This is a genomic window from Rhodobacter capsulatus, assembly GCF_005144475.1.
Taxonomy (GTDB): domain Bacteria; phylum Pseudomonadota; class Alphaproteobacteria; order Rhodobacterales; family Rhodobacteraceae; genus Rhodobacter; species Rhodobacter capsulatus_C.
Genome location: NZ_SWJZ01000062.1, coordinates 1 through 22,919 on the forward strand (window position 1 = coordinate 1; position 22,919 = coordinate 22,919).

The following is a 22,919-nucleotide window of genomic DNA, read 5'->3' on the forward strand; positions in this document are numbered from 1 at the left end:
ACCACCCCGAGCGTCCCGGTTTGCAGGTCGAAATAGGAGGTGCGGAAGACATTCGCGCTGTCGGATGTCGGCAGGGCGAACCACCGGCGCTCTGCGGCCTTGACGAAGATCGAGACCGTAACCGCCGTCCCCCCCGCGATCTGCGTTCCGGGGCGCGACAGGAAGTGGCTGTTGTTGCTGGTGTCTTCGACAAGCTTGTCGGCCGTCATGGTGCCATCCGGGGCCAGCGCGGCATTTGCCAGCACGCTGGCCCGCGTCTTCCCCCAGGACGCGGCACCAAACTGCGTGCTGTTGGGCAACAGGTTCGTCGAGGACGCTTCCACCAGAAGCGCCTGTTTTCCCCCGCCGCAGTCATACCGGGGCGTGTTGACGGGGGCGGTCTGGAGCGTGCCGAACGGGTCGGCATAGGTTGCACTCGTGGCCCGCGTCAGGCTCAACGGGTGCGACAGATACCGCCGTTCGAAATCCAGCACCACGACAGGCAGAACATCGCGCACCGCATACCGCCGGAGCGGCGATCCGCCGATGCCGGTGAGCCCGAGGCCAAGACCCAGCGCGCTCATTCCCACCCCACCGCAGTCGCCGTCGTGCCGGTTGCCAGCACCCGCACCGGACGCAGGGGCAAGATCTCTCCCGCAAAGACGGTGTAGGTGACATTGGTGCCGACCTCATCGCGCAGAACCAGCGTGCCCCCGGTCTGAACCCGCAGCGCGCGCGGCCGTCTTGCCAGATCGGCGGCATCGTCGGGGGTGATCTCGAAATGTCGGATCGCGGGGCTGTCGAGCGAAACCGCGTGATTTTCAAAGACGTCCATGTGTCTCTCCTTCGATTGTGTCGATTGTGTCGATTGGCGGCTCGGGCCTCGGAGAAAAGTGGCAAGGAAAAGAAACGGCCATCTAAACGGATCGTTCGCACCTCCGGTCTTTCGCGCCGAATACCCCTGTCACGCCGCCGTGGGGTTGGAGCGCGCTGGCTCTGGCGCGCCCGTCATCTGGCGGGATTGGTCATTTGAAACCAGCGTGATAGCCGGGGCGGCGCGCGCCTGCCCCGGCGGGCCTTGCGGCCCGCGCGGACCCGGTCAGAGCGAAGGGCAGGGGGCAGGATCGGGACTGCCGCAAAACAGCCGGGCAGGGGCCCGGTCGCGGTGCGCTCGCCGTCGCGGCCCGGGGCGTTCTTTCCCTTGTCGCCCCGGGCGCTCTCGGCGTATCAGGTTCGGGACGCGCCTGCCCCGTGCGGGGCCCGCCGCAGTCCCACGGACGACCCCGAGAGACAGGATCACAGATGCTGAAACACACGACACTTGCCGCCCTGCTCCTTGCGGGCGGCGTCACTGGCGCCTTCGCCGATCCGGTGAAGATCGGTCTGCAACCCTGGCTGGGCTATGGCCCGCTTTGGGTGGCGCAGGAAAAGGGCTTCTTTGCCGCGCATGGCGTCGATGTCGAACTGGCAAGCTTCAACTGGGATCAGGACATGACCGCGGCGCTGGCCTCGGGCAATCTTGATGTCGTGGCCGCCGCCACCAACACCGCGATTGCCAGCTTCAACCACGGCGTCGATCAAAAGGCGTTTCTGGTGATGGATGTCTCGACCACCGCCGATGCGATCCTGGCGGGCGCGGGCATCGCCGATGTCGCCGGGCTGAAGGGCCGGAAGGTCGCCTTCGAAAGCGGCGCGACCTCGGACCTGCTGATGAATTATGCGCTCAAGGTCAATGGCATGAGCCTTGCCGATATCGAGCATGTGCCGATGGGCGCGTCCGAAGCCGGGCTGGCGCTGCTGTCCGGTCAGGTCGAGGCCGCGGTGACCTATGAACCCTATATCTCGGCCGCGCTGGGCAAGGATGCGTCCTACAAGGTGATCTACAACGCCTCGGAAAAACCCGGGCTGATTTCGGATGTGCTGACGGCGCGCGGTGACTGGATCGTGGCCAATCCCGCGCTGGTCGAGGGAATGATCAAGGCCTGGGACGATGCCGTCGTCTTCATCCGCGAGCATCCCGAGGAAGGCGGCGCGATGATCGCCAAGGCCGTCGGCAGCCCGATGGAGGACTTCATCCCGGGCTTCAAGGGCGTGCATCTTTACGACGCGGCCGAGAATGCGGCGCTGGTGACGGGCGATTTCCCCGCCACGCTGCGCGAGATCGCCGAGATCATGCAGACCTCGAACCCCGGCGAGATCACGAAGATCCCGGCGCTCGAGGACGTGATGATGACCGCGCCGGTGCTGAAAGTCGCGGGCAAGTAACCACTCAGGGCCTGCGCGCGCGCAGGCCCGCAATCGCGACGGACCGATGCAGACCCCAAAGCAACCCAAAGCCGGAGCGGGCCGCCATCTGCGCCTGCGCAAGGACATTCCCCATTGGCTCTTCACCGTGGCAGGCGTGGTCTTTCCGGCGCTCCTGCTGCTGATCTGGGCCCTTGTCACCGAATTCGGGCTGGTGAAGCCGCTGTTCCTGCCCGGCCCCGGCGACGTGCTGGCCGAGGGCGTCCGGCAGGCGCGCGAGGGCATCCTTTGGGCCGATGCCTCGGTCAGCTTCTACCGCATCTGCGCGGGCTGGCTTGCCGCGACGGTGCTGGCGGTGCCGGTCGGCATCTTGATGGGCAACTTCCGGCTGATCGAGGGGGCGCTGGAGCCCTTCGTCTCGACGATCCGCTACATGCCGGTCGTCGCGCTCATTCCGCTGACGATCCTCTGGGCGGGGATCGGCGACGGGCAAAAGATCCTGATCCTGTTTCTGGGCACCTTCTTTCAGCAGGTGCTGATGGTGATGGACAACGTCAAGACCATCGACATGAACCTGATCCGGGCCGGGCAGACGCTGGGGTTTTCGAACCGCGAAATCCTGATGCGGATCATCCTGCCCGCCGCGGCGCCCGGGATCTGGGACACGCTGCGGATCACCATAGGCTGGACCTGGACCTATCTGGTCGTCGCCGAACTGGTCGCCGCGAACGAGGGGCTTGGTCGGCGGATCATGGATGCGCAGCGCTACCTTGCGACCGAAACGATCCTGTTCGGCACGCTCTTCATCGGGTTTCTGGGCTTCCTGATCGATGTGGTCTTCAAACGCACCGGGCGGGTGCTGTTCGCCTGGCACCAGCAGAGGACGAGATGAGCGCACTTCTGACCCTTGAAAATGTCGGCAAGACCTTTGTCGTGGACGGCAAGCCGGTCGTGGCGGTGGGCGATGTGAGCCTTGCGATCGCGGCGAATGAATTCGTCTCGATCGTCGGCAGTTCCGGCTGCGGGAAATCGACGCTGCTGAACATCGTCGGCGGGCTGGAGGAAGCCAGCCACGGCGTGGTCCGCATCGGCGGGCAGCCGGTCACCGGCCCGGGGCGCGACCGGGGCTTCGTGTTTCAGGGCTACAGCCTGTTCGAATGGCAGACGGTGGCGGGCAACATCCGGTTTGCGCTGGAAAAAAGCCGCCTTTCGCGGGCGGAAAAAGACGAAAGGGTGGCGCATTTCGTTGCCGCGGTGGGTCTGCGCGGATTTGAAAATGCCTATCCGGGGCAGCTTTCCGGCGGGATGCGGCAGCGCGTGGCGATCGCCCGGGCGCTGGTCTACCGGCCGCAGATCCTGTTGATGGACGAGCCTTTCGGCGCGCTTGATGCGCAGACGCGCGGGATGATGCAGGAACTGCTCTTGCGGGTCTGGGAGGATCACAAGGTCACGGTGCTGTTCGTCACCCATGATGTCGACGAGGCGGTCTATCTGGCCGATCGCGTCGTGGTTCTGGCCAGCCGCCCCGGCCGGATCAAGCGCGAGATCCGCGTGCCGCTTGCGCGTCCGCGCGATTACGACATCGTGGCGGATCCGGAATTTGCGGCGATCAAGCGCGAAATCCTGGCCGATATTCGCGAGGAAACGCTGAAAACGATGCCGCCGCTGCCCGACGCGGCGCCACGGCACGGAGGCCCCGCCGCCGACCCCGGGCTTGCCCCCTGACCGCGACGAAACCCGGTGGCCGCCTTGCGATGACGCGGGCCCGGAGCCCGTATCCGGCGTTTTGCGGCGGGCTCATGACGCGAGGCGATCGCGCTCGGACACGGGTGTCGAGCCGATGCGGAACGCCGCGCCCTGAGCGGCAAGCTGGCCCGCCTGATCGCGGAGCATCGCCACCGCCGCCGCGCTTTCCTCAAACATCGCGGCGTTTTGCTGGGTCACCTGATCAAGCTGATTGACCGCCGAAGAGACCTCGCCAAGGCCCGTCGCCTGCTCGGTGGCGGAACTGGCGATCGCCTGCACCAAAGTGTCCACCTCGGCCACCAGCGTGTCGATCTCGCCCAGGGCCTGCCCGGATTCGTTGACCAGATCGACGCCCTGGCGCACCTGTCGTCCCGAGGTTTCGATCAGCTCCGCGATCTCGCGCGCCGCTTCGGAGGAACGTTGCGCCAGCGCCCGCACCTCCGAGGCGACGACGGCAAAGCCGCGTCCTGTCTCGCCCGCGCGGGCGGCCTCGACCCCCGCGTTCAGCGCCAGAAGATTGGTCTGGAAGGCAATATCGTCGATCACCGCGGTGATGCGGGAGATCTGCTCCGAACCGCGCGCAATCTCGCTCATCGCAGAGATCGTCTGCTCGACCACGCTGCGCCCGGCACGCGACCGCGCGCGCGCCTTGCTCACGGCACCCGCCGCATTGCGCGCCCCCGCAGAGGAGCTTTCGACCGAAGACGCCAGCTGATTGATGGCCGCGGCGGTTTCCTCCAGCGATGCGGCCTGGGTTTCGGTGCGTCGGCCAAGCTCGGCCGAAGCGCCCGACAGGCTCTCGGTTTCGGCGCGGATGGTCTGCGCACTGGCGAGGATGGCCCCCACGAGTTCGGCCATGCGGTCGATCGCAAGATTGAAGTCCTGTCGCAGGGCCTCGAATTCCGGTGTCATCGGACGTTCCAGCCGATCGTCGAGGGCGCCCGCACTGAGCGCGGTGATCGCCGCTTGAAACGCGATGATCGCCATCTTGCGCGCTGTCACGTCGGTGGCGAATTTCACCACCTTGAGCGGTGTGCCGTTCGGACCGATGATCGGGTTGTAACTGGCCTGGATCCAGACGGAATCGCCCGATTTGGCGATCCGGCGGAATTCGGCCACCTTCGGCACGCCGCGCCGCAGATCGTCCCAGAAGGCCACATACGCCGGGCTGTCGCGTTCCTCGGGGCTGAGGAACATCGCGTGATGACGGCCGATGATCTCGTATTCGGTGTACCCCAGCGCCTGTTCGAAATTCGAATTGGCGTGCAGGACCTTTCCATTCAGGTCGAATTCGATCACCGCCAGGCTCAGGTTCAACGCCGCGATCATGCCCGCCGTGTCGGCCGCGCGCAGGAAATCCTCGGTGACGTCATGGGCCAGCTTGATCACCGCCACGAGATTGCCGTCAAGATCGTGCACCGGGCTGTAGCTGCCCTGCAGCCAGATCCTTTCCCCCGCCCTGGTCACCCGCTGGAAGCGGTCGGAATGGAAATCGCCCGCCCGCAACCCCTCCCAGAAGCGCTTGTAATAGTTCGAGGCGACGATGTCCTCGGGCACGAACATCGCGTGATGTTGCCCGATGACCTCGGCGCGCGTGTAGCCCATCAGCTGCAAGAACATCTCGTTGACGTCGATCACCTTGCCCTCGAGATCGAATTCGATCCTCGCCGAGGACCGGCCGATGGCCGCAAGCTGCGCCTCCATGTGTTTGGTTTCGCGCATCTTTTCGGTCACGTCGACGGAAACCACGGCGCTGTAGGCGATCTTGCCGCTGGCGTCGGCGACGGGAATATGGGTCGCCTCGATCCAGATCCGCTTGCCGCCCTTGCTGCGCCGGGCCGAGGTCGCCCGCAGCGCCTTGCCCGCGCGCAGCGCCGCCCAGAACCGGGCCCGGGCCGCGGGGGTGGCCTCCTCGGGATCGAGGACCGTCGCGATCGGCTGGCCGAGCAGCTCCTCGACCGTGTAGCCCAGAAGCCCGGCATAGGTGGCATTGACCTGAACGAAGGTTCCCGCCTCGTCCACCACGCTCACCGCAAGCGCCCCCTCGGCTGCGGCGGTCATGGCTTTCTCGATCAGCGAGACGGGGGCAGGCTTGGGACGGAAGAACATGCACGCTCCGGGCGAAATGGCTGCGCCGCGACCATAGCCCGCGGGCCTTTATGCCGCGTTAATCTGCGCCCTTTGTCCGGCGCCGGCGGGCGGAAAACCCCAAACGGCATTGAGTCTCGGGCCGTCGCCCGTCCGGTTCGGCTTATTCTCGTTCACTCGTTCTTAAGTTGTGAGGGTTAAGCATGTTTTCGCACAGAAGACTGCGTGCAGAGACAACGACAGGATCGGGAGGCCGACGTGAACCAGTTCACGCCAACACTGCCCAACGCGTCGGACCCGATTGCCACCGCCGCGGTGCCGCAGACGGATCCTGCGACGGCACGCATGACGATCACGCGGGAACTGCCCTGGGGGGATGCGCGCACGCCTCTCTTCGAGGACGAGGAATTGCGATCGCTGCTTGATCGCGCGGAAATCTACCTGCGCGAGGGGATCGCCATTCATTTCCGCGGTCCGGCCGGGGTCGGCAAGACCACGCTGGCGCTGCATCTGGCGCAACGGTTCGCGCGTCCGGTGACCTTCTTCGTCGGCAACGACTGGCTTGGCCGCGCCGACATCTTCGGCCGCGATCTGGGCGAAACGGTCTCGACGGTGCAGGACCATTACATTTCCTCGGTGCGCCGCGCCGAACGCAAGAGCCGGATCGACTGGCAGGAGGCGCCGCTCGCCCGCGCCATGCGCGACGGCCATATCCTTGTCTATGACGAGTTCTCGCGCTCCCGCCCCGAGGCGAACGCCGCCCTTCTGTCGGTGATCGAAGAGGGGGTGCTGCCGCTCTCCGACCCGGCCGCGGGGCGCAGCCACATCGTCGCGCATCCCGAATTCCGCGTCATCCTCACCTCGAACCCGCGCGATTATGTGGGGGTGCAGGCGGTGCCCGATGCGCTTTTGGACCGGATGATCACCTTTTCGCTCGACGGGATGTCGTTTGAAACCGAGGTGGGGATCGTGGCCACCGCGGCCCGCACCGCGCCCGAGGATGCCCGCGCCATCTGTGCGTTGATCCACCTGTTGCGCGCCGAAAAGCCCGGCACGATGGAGATTTCGATGCGCTCGGGCATCATGATCGCCCGGCTCGCCCGGGCGGCCGGGGTGGCGCCCGATCCCGCCGATCCGGTCTTCGTGCAGATCTGCGCCGATGTTCTGGGCACGCGGATGCGCGGCAGCGATATCGACGATGTCATGGCCATGCTGTTGCGGCGCGCGTCCGATCCGGCCCCGGTCGCCGCCGCGGGAGAGGCGCGATGAAGAAGTTTCGCCGGGTGACGATCCCGCAACCGCCCAATGTCTCGCGCCGGAGGCCGCGCACCCGCTTCGAGGTGGCCGCGCAGCTGCTGCGCCTCGAATTCGAGCGGGCCCGGCTGCTCACCGAAATCGAGACCGCGCGGCAACGCGGCGCCGCCTTCTCGCGCCGTCTTGTCCGCACCTCGGAGACGATCCGCAACAATCTGAACCGACTGATGGAAGGAAACGAGCCATGAGCCCGGGTGCCCAGCAGATCGACCCCTTTGCCGAAGCGCGAAGCCTGGCCGCCCCGCAGCCCGCCGCCCCTCAACCCGCCGCCACCGCGGCGCCCGGCCCTGCGGCGCCTGCCGCCAGCGAAAGCTGGAAGGCCGAGGCCGGGGGCATGGCGCTGATCGAGGCGCTGGCGCTGGCCAGCCGCACCGCCGAGGAACTGACCGGACGCGCCGTCGACGCCGTGGTGAATTCGGAACTGAACGCCCAAGGCGGCTGGACCATCGACATCGACGTGCTCGAGGCCAAGGCCAAGATGGGCACGAACGATCTTTTGTGCTGCTACCGGATCGGCTTCGGCGCGGATGGCAGTCTGGTCGGCTATTCCCGTCTGCGCAGGTATCACCGAGAGGACGGCTGATGGGCTATCGCAGCGCCTCGCAGCCAGAAGGGCTTGCGGACGTCCTGGAACGCATCCTCGACAAGGGGATCGTGATCGCCGGGGACGTGTCGGTCTCGCTGGTCGGGATCGAGCTGCTGACCATCCGGCTGCGGCTGCTGATCGCCACCGTCGACAAGGCGCGCGAGATGGGGATCGACTGGTGGAGCCACGATCCCTATCTGAACGGTCGTCCCCGCCCGGGCGAGCCCGCGATCGAAACCGAAACCGCCGCCCTGCGCGACCGTCTGGCCCAGCTCGAAGCGCAGCTGGCGACGCTTGGCGCCCAGGTCGGTGCGGCGCCCGCTCTGGCCGAGCCTGCGTCCCCCCATCCTCCCGCCGCCGGTTCTTCCCTCATTGCCGAGGAAACCGAAGCCCTGTCGGCGGGCCTCGTTCAACCCGTTTTCCGTCGTTACAAGGAGGCCCCATGACCAGCCCCCCCAACCCTCCCGAACAGGGGCGCGAGGCGTTCGAAGAGATCGAACGGCGGTTCTCGCAGCTTCTTGGCCGGCTTGGCCAGACCTTCGAGGAAGCCATCGCGGCCCTGCCCGAGGGCCCGGCGCGCGCCCGCACGCGCAGTTTCGTCGGCTCGGTGGACGAATTTCTGGCGGCACGCCGACAGGCTGCCGAAGCGCCCGAGGCCGCCGATCCCGCCGCCGCATCCGTTGCGGATGCCCCCTCGGATGCCCCGGCGCAGGCGCCGAGGACGGGGGGCGGTCTCGATGTGTCCGGGGGCAAGGTGACCCTGGCCTTTGGCGAAAATCCCCCGGTCGAGATCGATCTGCCAGATGTCCGCGTCGGGGCGGCCTGGCGCGTCTCGATCGGCGGCGGCACCCTGCGTTTCGATCCGGATTGACCCATGGGACACTATCTTTACTGCCTTCTGGCCCCCCCGGCGCGCGGCACGCTGGCGCAGATGCAGGCCGCGGCCGAGGGCGTGACAAGCCTGGGCGGGCCGGTCGCCCTGTCGGCGGTGGAGGGCATGCTGCTTGTCCATTGCCCCTGTGATCTGACGGAAATCGTCCAGACGCGGCGCAACATGCTGGCGCATACCCGCATGCTCGAGGCGCTGATGCCGCTTGCCACCTGCCTGCCGGTCCGCTTCGGTGTCATCGCCCAGGATCTGGCCGAAGTCGCAAGGATGATCCACGAGCGCCGCGCGGAGCTGGTCGATCATGCGCAACGCCTTCTGGATCATGTGGAAGTCGGGCTGCGCGTGCGCTTTCCGCGCGACAAGGCGCTGGCGCAGGTGATGGCCGAAACGCCGGATTTCGTGGCCGAACGCGACCGGCTCATGGGGCAGGGGGCCGGCGCCCATTTCGCCCGGGCCGATTTCGGCCGCCGTCTGGCGGAGGCGCTGGATGAACGCCGCACCCGCGCCCAAAAGCGGCTTCTGGCCGCGCTGCGCCCGCATGCGCGCGATCACGTCCTGCGCGCGCCCGAGGAGGATGTCGAGGTTCTGCGCGCCGAATTCCTGATCCCGGCCGCGGGGGTCGATGCTTTCTCGCGCACCGCGCATGATCTGGCCGGGGCGCTGGGCTTTGCGGGCGCCGCCGAACCGGAGCTGCAGGTGATCGGCCCCGCGCCGCCCTATCACTTCCTCTCGCTCAGTCTGGCGTTCGACAACACCTCGGAGGCTGCCTGATGGGCCTGTTGCGCAAGCTTTTGCTGGCCCCGGTGGACCTGCCGATCACCGGCGCGCTCTGGATCATCGAAAAGATCGCCGAGGCGGCCGAAGGCGAGTTGACCGATCCGGGCACGGTCCGGCGCCTGCTGCGCGGTCTCGAACAGCAGCTCGAAGCCGGGGAAATCACCGAGGAAGAGTATGAATTGGCGGAAGAAATCCTGCTCGATCGCTTGAAGCGCGGGCAAGCAGCGGAGGCACGACCCGGTGGCCCATGAGATCATTGCTATCCTGCCGTGCGAAACGGCCCTGCTTCCCGCGGGGTTGACAAGCGTCGTCGGCAGGGGGGCCACGGCCGTGCTGGCGCCCGCGCCGGGCTGGGCCGAGCGCCTGACGGGCGGGCCGAAACAGACGGCCGTGCGCCATCACAGCCGACTGGAGGCGCTGATGGCGGTGGGTTCTGTCCTGCCCTTCGCCGCGGGCATCGCCTGCACGCCGGAGGAGGCCGCGCTGCTGCTGACGCTTGATGCGCCCCTGATCGCGCGTCTTGCCGCCGAGATCGGCCCCCGGCGTCATTTTCAGCTCACCCTCGACTGGGACGAAAGCCATGTGCTTGCGGCCTTCCGCGACAGTCCCGAACTTGCGCCGCTCTTCTCGGGCGCCCCGGTCACCCCCGAGATCATGCGCCGCGCCATCACGGCCCTTGCGGACCGTCTGAACGCCAAGGCCTTGCACTTGCTCGATCCGGTCGCGGAAGATCCGGTCGAGCAGCCGCGGGCGCCGGGCTGTCTGCTCAATGTCGTCTTTTTGCTGCGGCCCGAAGACGAGCCCCGCCTGGATGCGGCGCTGGAGGCGATCGATGCGCTTTGGACCGAGGGTTTGCGGCTGCGGCTTGTCGGCCCCAGTGCGCCGATCAGCCATGCGCTTCTGGATATCGACCGCGCCGATTCCGCGGCGGTGCCTGCCGCGGCCGATCTGCTCGAGGTGAGGCCCGACGCCGGGAAGGATGCGGTCGTCAATGCCGCGAAAGCTGCCTTGCGCAGCCCGGATCTTGCCGCCAATGCCGCCGAAGAGATCCGTGCCGCCGCGCGATTGCTGATCCGCGCAGGAGAAATCGCGGCGCTTGGCCGGTCGATCGCCGCCACCTTGCCTCAGCTCGTGCATCAACGCCCGGGCGGCAGCAAACCTTCCCTGACCACATCGAGCGAGGCGGCATGACAGGCCTGGCGCTGCATGGGTTCGTGTCGCAAGAGCGAGGGAGCGCGGCCCCGGCCGCGCATCGCATGGTCGCATTGGATCGGCTCATGGCGCTGGTGTCCGATGCCCCCGACGATCTCGATACCCCGGAAGTGGCGCAGGCGGCCGCGCTTGCCCATCATGCGCTGATTTCGCGCTGGCACCGACTGGGGCCGGTCTTGCCGGTGCGACTTGGAACGGTGTTTTCTTCGGAAACGGCGTTGCAGGCGGCGCTTGCGCCCAAGGCCGGGCGCTTGCGCGCGGCGCTCGACGCCCTCCTCGGCAAGGAGGAAATGGTGCTGACGATCTCGCCGTCTGCCCCCCCTGCGCGCGCGGCCCCGCCACCTCCCCCCGCTGCGAACGGCGCGGATTGGCTGCGCGCCCGCAAGGCGGCCCGCGACCGCGGTCAGGCCCGGCAGACGGATCGGAATGACACTCTGGCAGGTCTGCAAGAGGCGCTTCGAAGCCGCGGCGTGCCATCCTTGGCCGCACCCGCGCCCCGTGACGGGGGCGCCCGCTGGCACCTTCTGATCGCGCGCGGCGACAGCGCCGGGCTTGACCGCTGGCTTGCCGCGCAGGCGGATCGGTTCGACGCGGCGGGGCTCGATCTCACCCTCGATGGTCCTTGGCCGCCCTATCGTTTTGCGGCGGATGTGATGGAGACGCTTGATGGATGACAGGTTCAGCTTGCGCCTTTTCGGCCCCGAAGAGGCGTTCGATGCGCCCTCCGGCGGCCTTGCCGATCTGCTCGACGGGCTTTTGGGGCATGGCATCGTGCTGCATGGCGATTTGTGGCTGACCGTGGCCGATGTCGAGCTGGTCTACGTCGGCCTGAGCGCGGTTCTGGCCTCGCCGGAGGCTTTGCGGTCCGATGGTTGACCCCCGGAGCAGCGGCCTTGCCCCCTGGAGGGCGGATCTGCCGGATGTGATCGGCGCGCATGCGGGCTGGGCCTTGATGGGGCACCCCGAAGATGACACTCCGCAGGCCCGGCTGCGCCGTCAGGTCGGATGGTGCCGCGCGGCCGTGGATTTCCTGCCGCTCAGCCCGCGCGCCGCGCCGACGCGACAAGAGGCGGAACGGCTTCTGGCGACGCGCGGCCCGGAGCTGGAACGGGCTTTCCGGTCCCTTCGGGGGCGGCTGCAGGTGCTCGTGCAGCTCGACATGCCCCGCCCCGAACGCGCCCCCATGCGGCCCGATATGTCCGGGGGACGCAGCTGGTTGCGGGATCGCTCGGAACGCGCCGCATGCGAGGCCCGTGCGACGGCGGCTTTCGAGGCGCAGGTGCAGCGGGTGGTCTCGGCGCTGTTCCCGCGGGAGGGACGGATTGCGGGGCTTGCCGCAGGCGGCACGGAAGAGCGGCTGCGGCTGCGCCGGGCGGTGCTGGTGCCGCGCGCGGGCTTGCAGGCCTTTGCCGCCGCGCTCTCGGCCGATCTTGACCGCGCCGGTCGCGGCGGTCTTTGGGACGTGATTGCGCCACTGCCGCCGCTGGCCTTTGCGTCGCTTGAGGCCGACCCCGGAGGAACCGTGACATGAGCGCCGCGATGAGCCTCGAGCTTGGAGATGTCGATGCGGTTCTGTCTCAGGCCGCGCGCAGCCTTGCCGCCGGGGGGCGGCTGACGCTCGATCCGGAGCGGGTCGAACAGGATCTGGCGCGGCTCGTGCTCGGCATCGTCGAGCTTTTGCGCAAGCTCATGGAATTGCAGGCGATCCGGCGGATGGAAGCGGGCAGCCTGACGCCCGAGCAGGAAGAGACCCTGGGGCTGACCCTGATGCGGGCCGAAGCCGCCCTGCACGAGGTGGCGGCAAAATTCGGTCTCAAGCCCTCGGATCTGGTCCTCGATCTCGGCCCGCTGGGGCGCAGCGTCTGAGCGCCCGGGATCAATCCCAATCCTGCGCCTTGCCTTCGCGGCTGAGCGGCAAGGCCCGCCCGAAGCGGTAGTGCTGTGGCCGCGCCGGGGCATCAAGCTCGGCCTCGGCGCGGGCGCGCAACCGCGTCTCAAGCGCGGCTTCCGCTTCGGCGGCGCAGACGACGAAGGCCTTCAGCCGGTCCCCGCCAAGCCGCAGCGCAAGGGCTTCGACCCCGGGTTCGGCCTGAAGCACGGCGCTCACGTGGCCGACACTGACATTGACGCCGCCGACCTGCACCGCCTGATCGCGCCGTCCGTCAAGGACGAAGCGGGCCGGGCCGGTCCAGCACAGCCGATCCTGCAGCCGCAGGGGGGTCGGGCCGTCCGAGATTCCGTCATCGGCGGTGCGGGACAGAAACGGCAACAGGGTGAAAGCGGCTCCGGGGGTCGTGCGCAGCCCGATCCCGCCGGTTTCCGAGGCGCCATAGACCTCGGTCAAGGCGTCAAGACCCGCCGCAAGCAGGTTGCGCCACAGCGCGTCGGGCATCGGCGCACCGGAACTCACGCCGCGCAGGCCGGGCGGGAAGGGGCCGGCCGCGAGCAGATGTGCCCAAAGATGCGGGGTTGCGATGAGCAGATCGCCCGGGCGCGTCCCGCGCAGCGCCGAGGCGGGCGGCGCGGCGGTCAGATCTTGCAGGGCGACGCCCGCCAGTTCCGGCAGAAGCGCGGTGAACAGGCAGCCGAACAGGTGGTGGGCGGGAACGAGCCCGATCACCGTGCCGCCGGGCGCGGGCACCAATCCCTGATCGCGGGCCATGCAGGCGGCTTCGCGCATCAGCTTCGGCCAGGGATGCGGGATCGGCTTCGGCGCTCCGGTCGAGCCGGAGGTGCGAAACACCGCCTGCGCGGTTTCGGATCGGGCGGCCAGAAGGTCGAAATGCTGCATGATCCGGTCGATCCAGCCCTGCAGGGTGGGTTCGACATAGACGTAATCCTCGATCCCGGTGCGGGAGAGGTCGAAGAAGTCGCGCACCGCCCCGATCAGGTCGAGCCGGGCCAGCGAGTCGAAGCCGAGCCCGTCTTCGTCGATGCGCGGATCATCGGCGAAGGCGGCTTCGGGAAGGATCTGGTTCCGCCCGCGCCGGGCTTCGGCGCGGATCAGGCTGATCAGAAGACGTCGCACCATCGCGGCGTCGGGGGCCTGTGGCGGGGCCAAGGCGCGTTCATCCGGGCCCGGGGCCGGTTGCGGGAAGGCGTCGGGGCCTGCGCGCAGGACCTCAGGCATCGTCGAGTTCGTAGAGGAACTCGCCCAGAAGCGCCGCATAATGCTGTCGTGCGGCGGCGATGCGGGCCTGCAGCTCAAGCGCCTGGCCATAAAGTTCCGCGGCCGACAGCCCGGCACCGCCAAGCTTCGCCTGCGGACGAATGTCCTGCGCCGGATCGAAGGCCTCGAATTGCGAAATCGCCCCGTCCAGCGTGTCGGCCTGCCAGGCGCGGAACACGTCGCGTTCGTCGACCGAGGTGAAGAAGGTCTTGATCGCGGTCGCGAAACCGCCATCGGCGGTGCGGAACAGGTTGATCTCGAACCAGTAGGGCAGATCGGGCGTGAAGCTCATCGCCATGCCCAGTTCGGCGCCGCGGAATTGCAGCGGGCGCGCACCGACGCGGCGCAGGCTGTAATCCAGCATCGAGGGGTCGCCGAGCGCGGGTGTGTCCTCGTAAGCCTGTTGGGGAGCCGCGAATTGCTTGCTTTCCGTCATATAGGCCATGATGCCTCCAAGTCTGTCACTGTTGAACCGTGCCCCGCAGGTGCGACATCAGCCGCCGCGGCGCTTGGCCGAAGAAGGTTTCCATCGCTCCCCGCTCGGCCTCGCTTGGCGTCAGGCCAACCGGATCGAGCAGCAGGACCAGAGGATCGAGCCCCGCCAGCAGCCGGGGCAGTTGCGCCACATCCGTCACCCGCCGCGCCAGATGCATCGGACGGGTCGCCGAGACCCCCTCGATCTCGCGCTGGGCCGCGAGTACGAGGCTGTCATCGGCGCTCAGATAGAGCGCCACACGCTGGCGGACCGTCACCGGGCATTCTGCCAGCTGCAAATCGGCCTCGTCCGTCTCTTCGAGCAAGGCGGCGCCCAGGAACACAAGCGGGCGCGCGCCGTCTCGACGCAGGCGGATCCGTTCGCGCAGCGCCAACGGGCAGGTGTCGGTGTCCCCAACGTCGGGGGAGGGCGCCGTCACCGGCCCCTGCGCCGGCGGCTCCGGTTCCGGCAGAAGCGGCGGCTCCTGCCAGGCCGGTGCCGCGCTTGCCCTTTCGGGCGGGCGGGCCTGCATCGGCATCCTGTCGGTTCCCCCGGCCGGTCCCGCCGTCCGCCCCGCGCGCCGCAATTGCAAGAGCGCGGGCGAGATCGCGACGGAGATTTCGGGCCGGGGTGCGGCCACGGCTCAGGCCCGCTTCACGAAGAGCCAGCAGAACTGGCCGTCGGGTTGCGACTTGAGGTGGATCTTCACCGCCACTTCGGCGCCCTTGTAATTGAACTTGTAGTCCAGCATCACGTTCGCCTGGCCGGTGCGGTTGAATTTCAGGAATTCACCGTGGAACCGCTTGCCCTTGGCGCAGGGCGCAATCTCGTTGAAGAAATCCCGGCCGATCACCGTCGAGGGATCGCGGCCCGCGATCAGCCCCTCGGCCTTGTTGTATTTGGCGATCCGCCCCATGCGGTCGAGAAGCACGGCGCCGAACGGCAGGCTCTCCGCACGCGCGGGCTCGCGCGCCAGGATGTTGTCGATGTCGTTCGTCCCGAACGGAATGATTTCCATGTTCTTTCCTCGCGCAGGTTGAATTAGTGGCCGCTGGTGTCGACGCCGTTCTCGTTGTCGAGAAAGCTGTCGTTGCGGGTCATGGACATGTCGTGCACCCGGGTGACGGGATTGCCGTCAAACGTGGCGCAGTGCTTGGCGCGGCCCTCGGGGGCAACCCAGCGGTAGTCGGTCCGGCCCATCGTCACCACGCATTGCGGGATGATCTCGAACCGTTCCTTGGCGTCGTATTTGATCGAGTCGATCTCGATTTCCGAGGCTTCGCCGAATTCGACCAGAGCCTGCAGTTCATCGATCTTCGAGTCGACCTCGCGTCTGGCGACGATCCCCACCATTTCGGCGGCCGCCGCCATGACCCATTCCGGGAAGTCGCCCGTCACCCGCAGGTTCAGGGTGTCGCTACGGAAGGTGTAGCGCCCGTTATCGGTCATCAGCTGTCCAACAATATCCATCCGTAGCTCACTCCTCTCCAACTTGCAGGCCCGCCCTTTGAGGCGACCCAGTCGAACTTGCCGAGAAAGGTGGACGCAAGGCTTGAACAAATCCCTAAAACGCGCGACCGTGTTTTCGGCAAATCGGGGAAATGGAAAATGGCCGGTTACTCCTGGCAACCTCTCATCAGGCTGACGGTCGTGCCGGAAGGGGCCGCGGAGCTGATTTATGTCTTCTCTGATCGCGCGCGCGCGAGCGAGATGGTCCGTTACCTGTCCGATTTCTTTCCCGGAGCGCAAATGCGGCTTTCGGAGACTTTCAACTGAGGGTTGATGATTTGTGACTTTCCGGGGCAATTTCGCCTTGGAAAAGATGTTTACGGCTATTTTACGGCGGTAGCGTCTACTCGCTTCATGAGTGCAGACAGCCCCCAGACCGAATCATGACCAAGAAATCGCGTGCAACCGGCCCTGCAAGGGCGCCCGGTGTCGCAGCTCCAAAGCGGACGGCCCAGGTCAAGGCGCGGGCTGCGGCCGGCGAGGCGACGTCGTCGCCCGTGCCGTCGGGCGCCGCGGAGGCGGCGGAGATCCTGTGCGACCTGTGTTGGGATCGCGCCGATCCGGCGGCAGGACAGATCCTGCTGCGCCGGGAGGCGACGGGTCATTTTGTCGGCTCGGTCGTGCTTCCCGGGATGCGGGAGATGCACCGCCGCGCCGAGGATGTGACGACGCTGATCGGTTGGCTCGAAGATCTGCAGGCCCCCGGTCGGCCGCTCGCCGTCGCGGCGGACGGGGCCGAGGGTTGCCTGGCCGAAGACCGGCTGGAGGATCTTCTGCTGCTCGCTGCCAGTCGGGCGCTGCAGGACAAGTTTGACCAGTTGCGGGGCGATGCGCTTGCGCTCTGGAGTGACATCGAAGGGAAGGATTGCCGATGACCGAGGGTTCCCCCGCCTACCGCGCGCGCGCCGCATTCGTGCGCGGGGCGGCGCGCGATCACCTGCGCCAGCTGCGCGACGATCGCCTTGCGGCCCGGGAGGCGGTGCGCGCGCTGGAAAGCGTGGCGGAGCCCGTCTTGCCAGAGGTCGTCGTCCTCGCGGAACCGGAGGCCGCGGCCCCCGCCGAGGCCCCCGTCACGCGCACGGCCGCGCGCACGGATCAGGGGGGGGGCATGCCCGTCCCGGAGGCGTCCGCCGCCGAGGTCAGGGTCGCGTCGTCGCCGCCGCTCAATCCCAAGGTGCCGCTGTCGCCCGGCATGCGACGGATGCTGCAGGCGCGCGCCTCCTTGGCGGAACCTACCGAGGTTGCAGCGGCGCCGGAACCCGAGCTGCCCGCGGTGGCGGCCGAAACTCCGGTCGCCGAAACTCCGGTCGCCGATGTGGCGGTGGCAGGCTGCGACCTGGAGGCGGGAAGCCCGTCCCCCGCGCCCGTTGAACCGGAGCTTGAGGAGCCGGAGCCCGTTGAACCGGAGCCCGTGGAGCCGGAACCTGAGGAGTCTGGGGTGATGGGAGAGGGGGCAGACGTCCTGTCGTCCGCCCAAGAGCCCTTGCAGGCGCCAGGGGGTGAGGACGCGGAAGACGCTGTCCTGCCTGAGGGTGTGGTGGACGAAATTCCGGAGCAGGAGCAGGAGCCGGAGCCGGTCCCGGAGGCCGATGAGCCTGTCGAGCCGGTGCCGGAAATCTCTGCCGCGGCGCCCGTTTCCGCGGATGACACCGCAACGCCCCCTCCGGGCGCCTTGCCAGACCTCGGCCCCTCCGAGGCTGCGGCGGGGGAGCGGACCTCGGATCTGGTGCGCTTGCCGGGGGCCGGTCCGGGGCTGATCTGGATGCTCAACGAATGTGAAATCCACACGCTGGCCGATCTTGCCGCCGCGGATTGCACCGACTTGACCGCGCGCATGGGGCTTGCGGGCCGCATTCTGGATCTGGGCGGCTGGATCGCTTTCGCCCGCGCGGCCGAGGTGCGTTAACCACACGTTAGCCATGTCTTCGCTATGCTCGATGCAACCATCGGGGGAAAGCGGATGAGCATGCAGCCACAGACGACCACGGACTGTCTCGCGCTGGACGGGGGGTTGACACTGGCCCAGTGCGAGGCGATCGCGGCGCATCGCACCCGGATTTCGCTGACGCCCGCGCTGCGCGACCGCTGCGCGCGCGCCCATGCCCGGCTGGAAAGCGCCATCGCGGAGCAGCGCCATATTTACGGCATCACCACCGGCTTCGGTCCGCTTGCGAACCGTCTGATCGGGGCGGATCTGGGGGCGGAGCTGCAGCAGAACCTGATCTATCATCTGGCCACCGGCGTCGGACCGAAGCTGAGCTGGACCGAGGCGCGGGCGCTGATGCTGGCGCGGCTCAACTCGATCCTGCAAGGCGCGTCGGGCGCGTCGCTGGAGACGATCGACCGGATCGTCGCGGTGCTGAACGCGGGGGTTGCGCCCGAGGTGCCGGCGCAGGGAACGGTCGGGGCCTCCGGAGATCTGACCCCGCTCGCGCATATGGTTTTGGCGCTGCAGGGCCAGGGGCGCATGATGGATCGGCACGGCCGGGGGCAGGACGCCCGGGCGGTGATGGACCGGCTGTGCGGTGGCCCGCTGACGCTGGCGGCCCGCGACGGGCTGGCGCTGGTGAATGGCACTTCGGCGATGACCGCGATCGCGGCCCTGAGCGGGGTCGAGGCCGCGCGGGCGATCGACTGGTCGCTTCGGCTCAGCGCCGTGTTGATGGAGGTGTTTTCCGGTCATGCCGAAGCCTGGCATCCGGCTTTCGCGCAGCTGCGCCCGCATCCGGGACAGGTGCGCGCCACCGAACGGCTGGCGCAGGCGCTTTCGGGGGCGTCCCGGGTCTGCCGGTCTCTCACCGCCGCGCGCCGCCTGCAGGCCGAGGATCTGCGCCCCGAGGACCATCCCGCTCAGGATGCCTACAGTCTGCGGGTGGTGCCGCAGCTGGTCGGCGCGGTCTGGGACACGCTTGACTGGCATGATCGCATCGTGACCTGCGAACTCAATTCCGTCACCGACAACCCGATCTTTCCCGAGGGCTGCGCGGTGCCTGCCCTGCACGGCGGCAATTTCATGGGCGTCCACGTCGCGCTTGCCTCGGATGCGCTGAACGCGGCCCTGGTGACGCTTGCGGGATTGCTCGAGCGGCAGGTCGCACGGCTGACCGACGAGAAGCTGAACAAGGGCCTGCCCGCCTTCCTGCATGTGGGGCAGGCGGGGCTTCATTCCGGCTTCATGGGGGCGCAAGTTACGGCAACGGCGCTTTTGGCGGAAATGCGGGTGAATGCTGCGCCGGTTTCGGTGCAGTCGCTCTCGACCAATGGCGCCAATCAAGATGTGGTCTCGATGGGAACGATCGCCGCGCGGCGCGCGCGGGCGCAGCTGCTGCCGCTCGCGCAGATCCAGGCGATCCTTGCCCTTGCCCTTGCACAGGCGATGGATCTGATCGAAGCCGCCGACGGGCAGACCGGATGGTCAGGGGCGGCACGGCAACTGCATGACACAATCCGGGCGGTCTCGCCCGGGCTCGGCGCCGACAGACCGCTTGCCGGGGATATCGACGCGGTTGCACAGGTTCTGCGTCAAACCCCTGCAGTCGCCGATCCCCCGGCATGACGATCCGGATCAGGGGGTCTGCGGATCGACCGTAAGCCCGATGGCCTCGGCGTATTTCAGCCAGGTTTCGACCGACGCGACGACCGCACGCAGCTCGATCGCCAGCAGTTCGATCCCGACGAGGGAAATCCGGACGAAGGCATCGACAACGATGCCCTTGTCGAGAACACGATCGATGACTTCGGCGATGCTGGCCGAAGCAAGGCTCTTTTCGATGGCCATAGGGCTCTCCTCAGATTGTGAAACGGGCGATATGCTTGCCCCAAACTACCTTAGGATGAAGGACTTAAACCGCCGTAAATCGGCGCATATCCCGAAGGCCCAATCATGTTTAACTGCAAGCATGGTTTTTGAATGGATAATGAAAAAGCCGCGCGAAATTGCGCGGCCTTGACGGTGAAACATGTCGGGGCGGATTGAATTAACCCTCAGCCATATTGCTGCCATTCCGCAGCGGGCGGAGTTTCACGGCGCAAACTCCGGCTTGATTTCCATTCCCCCCCTTCGGAGGTGGCCGAGGCGAGATGGAAAAGAGACATCTTGTTCATCAAGGTGTCGGATTTTTCCAGCAGCCCCGCAGCGACAGCCTGATTTTCCTGCGCCATCTGCCGGTTGTCCCGTGTCAGGCGGTCCATCGCGCCCATCTGTCCCGTGAGCTCGCGCATCGCCACGGATTGCGCCGCGCATTGCGTGGTGATGCGCCCCATCTGCCCGTGCAATTCCTGCACCGCGGCCTCGACATGGCCGATCGCCTTGCCCGAATCCGTCACCCGATCGCTGGCCACCTGAATGCTTTTCTCGATCCCGCTGACAAGGCCGGTGATTTCCGTGGCGGCATCGGCGGTCTTGCTCGCAAGCGAGCGCACCTCGTTCGCGACGATGGTGAAGCCGCGGCCCGCCTCGCCCGCGCGGGCGGCTTCGACGGCGGCGTTGAAGCCAAGGATGCGCGATTGCAGCGAAATCGAATTGATCAGGCTGGTGAAGCGGTTGATCTGGCCGCTGACGGTGCGGATCGCCTCCATCGCCTCCTTGACAGACCCCACCGCATGGCTGCTTTCGGTGACCCGTTGCAGGCTCATTTCGGCGACATGGTTTCCGGCGCTTGCGGTCTTGGCCGTGGTTTCGATCTTGCGCGAGGTCTCGTCGATGGTCTGCAGCGTCTGGGTGAGCGTTCGGCCCTGTTCGTCGGAGCGGCCCTGCAGCACTTCCGCCGAAGCCGCGACCTGACCCGAAATCTGGCTGACCCCCTTCGCCTCGGAGGAGATCGCCTTGACGAGGGTCTTCAGCCCCTCGACCATCTGGTTGAAGTCCTCGCGCAGCGGTTCCAGCTCGATGTTGAACGGATCCTCGATCCGCGCCTCGAGCTGGCCCCGCTTCATCAGCGCGATCGCCCGGGACAGGGCGTTCAGCGCGGTCTTGCGTTCGGTCACATCGGTTGCGTAAAGCACGATCCGGTCCACGCAGCCCGCCGCATCCATCACCGGATCAAGCGACCCCTGGATGAAGATGTCACGCCCCGATTTCGACCGCAGTTGCAATTCGCCCACAAAGGGCAGACCGGCATCGCGGTCCGACCAGAATTCTGCATAATCGGCATCGCTCAGGATCGTCGCGTCCTGCAGGCGGCGCGCCTCCTCGCAGACGAGTTCGTTCGAATCGTACCCGAGGGCGTTGCAGAAGATCTCGTTGGCCGACAGGATCATGCCCCCGGCCATGAATTCCGCGGTGAGCTGGGTGTTCTCGATCGCGGCCAGACGGGTGCGGATGTCGAATTCCCGCCGCTGCGCATGGCTGACATCAAGGGCGGTGACGGTGACGCCGTTGAACGCCCCCGCCGCCGTGCGGGTCGGGGTCAGTGCGGCTTTCAGCCAGAAGTTGCGCCCATTCGGCAGACGCATTTCAAAACGTTGGGAAAATCCCTCGCCTTCGGACAGGCCCTGCAAACGGGTTTCGGCATCACGCGCGAATTCACTTTGCGGATCGGTCAAATCCAGGAACTTTCGGCCGATGATTTCCGCGGCGCTGATCGCCCATTCTTCAAAGGCGCGATCGGAACAGAAATCGATTTCCCCGTCCGCATTCAAATGCAGCACGAGGACGGAGGACATGATCGCCCCGACAAGACCATCGGGGTAGGAAGCCTGCGTTTGAACGTTCGTCACGGTCATTCGGAATACCTTTGAAGCGCAGCGCAAAGGGTGCGCCCGGCGGGTAAAGTTGCCGTTAAGCGCAAAGGTTTTGTGCCGACAGCGTTCACGAAATCTTATCTGCGCGCTTTTAAAACCGATGCATGCGCAGCGCAGGAGAGTGGTATGCACGACGGCACAACCGATCCGCAATATTCGACGACGTCCGACGAGCCGATGGCCATGGGGGAAACGACGGTGCCCGACGACGCGGCCGCGCCTTCGGGCGACGACTGGCAGCACACCCAGATCTCGGTGATCTGGAAGGGCGTCGAAACGGTGATGCGCCACATGATCGGGCTGCTCGACAAGATCGACGCCGGGGTCGAAGGCCTTCGCGGTGTCGGCACGGAGCATGTCGGACGCGCGCTGGATGACAATGCGATGGCGGTCGACCGGATGCGCAAGCAGCTGCGCGAAGGCATCGCCCGGCTCGATCAGCAGCTGGTCGTGTTCTCGGCGCAAAGCATTGCGCAACAACAGGATTTGCGGCGGCAGATGCGGGCGCTCGAAGGCCAGATCGCGACGCTGGCGGCGGCGCAGAAGTCGGCTTCCGGCAGCGAACCCCCGGCTTGGGTCGAGGCGCTGATGATGCGGATCGAGGCACGTCTTGCCGCGCAGACGGAAGCGGCGTCGCAAGAACGGATCGCGGATCTGGAGTTGCAGATAACCGCCTTGCAGCGTCAGGTTGCCGAAGCGCCGCGACGGGACGCCATGCCCCTGAGCGGGGCCGCCCAGGAGATCCGACTGCTGCTTGCAGAGCTGATCGCCATCCAGGAGCGGGATCAGAAAGAGGGGCATCGCGGCAAGGAGCAACACGTCGCCTGACCTGTGCCTGACCTGCGCCTGACCTGTGCCCTTGCCCCCGGTTTTGGGCGGCGGGATGACATTTCCGGCGACACTCCGTCCAGACCCGAATCACTTTGCCGACCGAGGCGGCTTTGGCGCCAGCGCAGGCCCCGCCCGGTCAGCGGCCGGTCAGTCTGTCGGCCAAACTTGCCAGCCGCGAGGTTTGCGCCCCGCCCGACGCCGCTTCGCGCCGGTCGGCGAGCGTGTACAGCCAATACATCCCCTGCACCCCGAGCCAGCGCAGCGGCTCGGGTTCCCATTTCCGCGGACGGCGGTTCACCCAGGGCAAGGCGGTGCGGTCGGTCTGCTTGTCAAGCAGCAGATCGGCCAGCGTCTGCCC

30 protein-coding genes and 1 pseudogene are annotated in these 22,919 nt (G+C 67.1%); 20 read left to right on the forward strand and 11 right to left on the reverse strand.

The window, feature by feature from the left end:
* Together FBT96_RS14160 and FBT96_RS14165 are read right to left on the reverse strand one after the other, a co-directional pair.
* On the reverse strand, nt 1-563 hold a 563-nt coding region (locus FBT96_RS14160; RefSeq protein ID WP_455769545.1), incomplete at its 3' end, for a phage head spike fiber domain-containing protein.
* Nucleotides 560-814 (reverse strand): spike base protein, RCAP_Rcc01079 family, encoded by a 255-nt coding sequence (locus FBT96_RS14165; RefSeq protein WP_136907750.1) that lies wholly within the window; start codon nt 812-814, stop codon nt 560-562. The genes FBT96_RS14165 and FBT96_RS14160, both read right to left, overlap by 4 nt.
* Nucleotides 815-1,281: 467 nt before the next feature.
* Between FBT96_RS14165 and FBT96_RS14170 the strand changes: the two genes are divergently transcribed.
* From FBT96_RS14170 to FBT96_RS14180, 3 genes are read left to right on the forward strand one after another with little or no spacing between them, the layout of a single operon-like run.
* Nucleotides 1,282-2,244: an ABC transporter substrate-binding protein gene (locus tag FBT96_RS14170; protein WP_136907752.1), complete on the forward strand. Its 963-nt coding sequence runs from the start codon at nt 1,282-1,284 to the stop codon at nt 2,242-2,244.
* A gap of 46 nt (nt 2,245-2,290) precedes the next feature.
* Nucleotides 2,291-3,115 (forward strand): ABC transporter permease, encoded by an 825-nt coding sequence (locus FBT96_RS14175; RefSeq protein ID WP_136907754.1) that lies wholly within the window; start codon nt 2,291-2,293, stop codon nt 3,113-3,115.
* Nucleotides 3,112-3,948 (forward strand): ABC transporter ATP-binding protein, encoded by an 837-nt coding sequence (locus FBT96_RS14180; RefSeq protein ID WP_136907756.1) that lies wholly within the window; start codon nt 3,112-3,114, stop codon nt 3,946-3,948. The genes FBT96_RS14175 and FBT96_RS14180 overlap by 4 nt, the downstream gene beginning before the upstream one ends.
* A gap of 72 nt (nt 3,949-4,020) precedes the next feature.
* Here FBT96_RS14180 and FBT96_RS14185 read toward each other — a convergent pair whose 3' ends face one another.
* A complete protein-coding gene (locus FBT96_RS14185; protein WP_136907758.1) occupies nt 4,021-6,078 on the reverse strand; it encodes a methyl-accepting chemotaxis protein in 2,058 nt (685 codons plus the stop codon).
* Between the two features lie 204 nt (nt 6,079-6,282).
* Between FBT96_RS14185 and FBT96_RS14190 the strand changes: the two genes are divergently transcribed.
* The 12 genes from FBT96_RS14190 to FBT96_RS14240 are packed head-to-tail and all read left to right on the forward strand — an operon-like array spanning nt 6,283 to nt 12,701.
* On the forward strand, nt 6,283-7,326 hold the full coding sequence (locus FBT96_RS14190; RefSeq protein WP_136907760.1) for an AAA family ATPase: 1,044 nt from the start codon (nt 6,283-6,285) through the stop codon (nt 7,324-7,326).
* Nucleotides 7,323-7,559 carry a hypothetical protein gene (locus FBT96_RS20770; protein WP_169583470.1) on the forward strand — a complete coding sequence of 79 codons (237 nt, stop codon included), beginning with the start codon at nt 7,323-7,325 and terminating at the stop codon, nt 7,557-7,559. Before FBT96_RS14190 ends, FBT96_RS20770 begins: the two co-directional genes overlap by 4 nt.
* Nucleotides 7,556-7,954: a gas vesicle protein GvpO gene (gvpO, locus tag FBT96_RS20775; protein WP_169583472.1), complete on the forward strand. Its 399-nt coding sequence runs from the start codon at nt 7,556-7,558 to the stop codon at nt 7,952-7,954. The genes FBT96_RS20770 and gvpO overlap by 4 nt, the downstream gene beginning before the upstream one ends.
* Nucleotides 7,954-8,403, forward strand: coding sequence for a gas vesicle protein (locus FBT96_RS21715; RefSeq protein ID WP_136907764.1), 450 nt, complete (start codon nt 7,954-7,956; stop codon nt 8,401-8,403). The genes gvpO and FBT96_RS21715 overlap by 1 nt, the downstream gene beginning before the upstream one ends.
* Entirely contained in the window at nt 8,400-8,828 is a 429-nt protein-coding gene (locus tag FBT96_RS14205) for a hypothetical protein (RefSeq protein WP_136907766.1), read from the forward strand. Before FBT96_RS21715 ends, FBT96_RS14205 begins: the two co-directional genes overlap by 4 nt.
* Nucleotides 8,829-8,831: 3 nt before the next feature.
* Nucleotides 8,832-9,617, forward strand: coding sequence for a GvpL/GvpF family gas vesicle protein (locus FBT96_RS14210; RefSeq protein ID WP_136907768.1), 786 nt, complete (start codon nt 8,832-8,834; stop codon nt 9,615-9,617).
* A complete protein-coding gene (locus tag FBT96_RS14215; RefSeq protein ID WP_136907770.1) occupies nt 9,617-9,874 on the forward strand; it encodes a gas vesicle protein GvpG in 258 nt (85 codons plus the stop codon). Before FBT96_RS14210 ends, FBT96_RS14215 begins: the two co-directional genes overlap by 1 nt.
* Nucleotides 9,864-10,814: a GvpL/GvpF family gas vesicle protein gene (locus FBT96_RS14220; RefSeq protein ID WP_136907772.1), complete on the forward strand. Its 951-nt coding sequence runs from the start codon at nt 9,864-9,866 to the stop codon at nt 10,812-10,814. Before FBT96_RS14215 ends, FBT96_RS14220 begins: the two co-directional genes overlap by 11 nt.
* Nucleotides 10,811-11,509 (forward strand): GvpL/GvpF family gas vesicle protein, encoded by a 699-nt coding sequence (locus tag FBT96_RS14225; RefSeq protein ID WP_136907774.1) that lies wholly within the window; start codon nt 10,811-10,813, stop codon nt 11,507-11,509. Before FBT96_RS14220 ends, FBT96_RS14225 begins: the two co-directional genes overlap by 4 nt.
* Nucleotides 11,502-11,711: a gas vesicle protein gene (locus tag FBT96_RS14230; protein ID WP_136907776.1), complete on the forward strand. Its 210-nt coding sequence runs from the start codon at nt 11,502-11,504 to the stop codon at nt 11,709-11,711. Before FBT96_RS14225 ends, FBT96_RS14230 begins: the two co-directional genes overlap by 8 nt.
* Entirely contained in the window at nt 11,704-12,366 is a 663-nt protein-coding gene (locus FBT96_RS14235; RefSeq protein ID WP_136907778.1) for a GvpL/GvpF family gas vesicle protein, read from the forward strand. The genes FBT96_RS14230 and FBT96_RS14235 overlap by 8 nt, the downstream gene beginning before the upstream one ends.
* On the forward strand, nt 12,363-12,701 hold the full coding sequence (locus FBT96_RS14240) for a gas vesicle protein K (protein WP_136907780.1): 339 nt from the start codon (nt 12,363-12,365) through the stop codon (nt 12,699-12,701). The genes FBT96_RS14235 and FBT96_RS14240 overlap by 4 nt, the downstream gene beginning before the upstream one ends.
* Nucleotides 12,702-12,711: 10 nt before the next feature.
* Here the strand turns inward: FBT96_RS14240 and pcl are convergent, their stop codons facing one another.
* From pcl to FBT96_RS14265, 5 genes are read right to left on the reverse strand one after another with little or no spacing between them, the layout of a single operon-like run.
* Complete coding sequence (gene pcl / locus FBT96_RS14245; protein WP_136907782.1) at nt 12,712-14,055, reverse strand: 4-coumarate--CoA ligase; 1,344 nt, start codon at nt 14,053-14,055, stop codon at nt 12,712-12,714.
* Nucleotides 13,958-14,449 (reverse strand): hypothetical protein, encoded by a 492-nt coding sequence (locus FBT96_RS14250; protein WP_136907784.1) that lies wholly within the window; start codon nt 14,447-14,449, stop codon nt 13,958-13,960. The genes pcl and FBT96_RS14250 overlap by 98 nt, the downstream gene beginning before the upstream one ends.
* Before the next feature lie 16 nt (nt 14,450-14,465).
* Nucleotides 14,466-15,119 (reverse strand): hypothetical protein, encoded by a 654-nt coding sequence (locus FBT96_RS14255; protein ID WP_136907786.1) that lies wholly within the window; start codon nt 15,117-15,119, stop codon nt 14,466-14,468.
* Nucleotides 15,120-15,122: 3 nt separating this feature from the next.
* Nucleotides 15,123-15,497 (reverse strand): photoactive yellow protein, encoded by a 375-nt coding sequence (gene pyp / locus FBT96_RS14260; RefSeq protein ID WP_013066805.1) that lies wholly within the window; start codon nt 15,495-15,497, stop codon nt 15,123-15,125.
* Nucleotides 15,498-15,520: 23 nt separating this feature from the next.
* On the reverse strand, nt 15,521-15,949 hold the full coding sequence (locus tag FBT96_RS14265; protein ID WP_136907788.1) for a hypothetical protein: 429 nt from the start codon (nt 15,947-15,949) through the stop codon (nt 15,521-15,523).
* 69 nt (nt 15,950-16,018) lie between these two features.
* Between FBT96_RS14265 and FBT96_RS20780 the strand changes: the two genes are divergently transcribed.
* From FBT96_RS20780 to FBT96_RS14285, 4 genes are all read left to right on the forward strand, one after another.
* Complete coding sequence (locus tag FBT96_RS20780; RefSeq protein WP_169583478.1) at nt 16,019-16,255, forward strand: hypothetical protein; 237 nt, start codon at nt 16,019-16,021, stop codon at nt 16,253-16,255.
* A 116-nt stretch (nt 16,256-16,371) separates the two neighbouring features.
* Complete coding sequence (locus FBT96_RS14270) at nt 16,372-16,863, forward strand: hypothetical protein (protein ID WP_136907790.1); 492 nt, start codon at nt 16,372-16,374, stop codon at nt 16,861-16,863.
* Nucleotides 16,860-17,894, forward strand: coding sequence for a hypothetical protein (locus FBT96_RS20785; protein ID WP_169583468.1), 1,035 nt, complete (start codon nt 16,860-16,862; stop codon nt 17,892-17,894). The genes FBT96_RS14270 and FBT96_RS20785 overlap by 4 nt, the downstream gene beginning before the upstream one ends.
* Nucleotides 17,895-17,948: 54 nt before the next feature.
* The gene (locus FBT96_RS14285) at nt 17,949-19,544 is read left to right on the forward strand and encodes an HAL/PAL/TAL family ammonia-lyase (RefSeq protein WP_136907796.1); all 1,596 of its coding nucleotides are present in this window, start codon (nt 17,949-17,951) and stop codon (nt 19,542-19,544) included.
* A 9-nt stretch (nt 19,545-19,553) separates the two neighbouring features.
* On the opposite strand, the gene gvpA is transcribed toward FBT96_RS14285, so the two are convergent.
* Both gvpA and FBT96_RS14295 read right to left on the reverse strand, forming a co-directional pair.
* A complete protein-coding gene (gene gvpA, locus FBT96_RS14290; protein WP_013066812.1) occupies nt 19,554-19,766 on the reverse strand; it encodes a gas vesicle structural protein GvpA in 213 nt (70 codons plus the stop codon).
* Nucleotides 19,767-19,972: 206 nt separating this feature from the next.
* On the reverse strand, nt 19,973-21,712 hold the full coding sequence (locus FBT96_RS14295; RefSeq protein WP_169583480.1) for a methyl-accepting chemotaxis protein: 1,740 nt from the start codon (nt 21,710-21,712) through the stop codon (nt 19,973-19,975).
* A gap of 30 nt (nt 21,713-21,742) precedes the next feature.
* Between FBT96_RS14295 and FBT96_RS20790 the strand changes: the two genes are divergently transcribed.
* Nucleotides 21,743-22,558: a hypothetical protein gene (locus FBT96_RS20790; protein ID WP_169583481.1), complete on the forward strand. Its 816-nt coding sequence runs from the start codon at nt 21,743-21,745 to the stop codon at nt 22,556-22,558.
* Between the two features lie 139 nt (nt 22,559-22,697).
* Here FBT96_RS20790 and FBT96_RS14300 read toward each other — a convergent pair.
* Nucleotides 22,698-22,919 (reverse strand): annotated as a pseudogene (locus tag FBT96_RS14300) (FAD-dependent oxidoreductase); the annotation flags it as partial.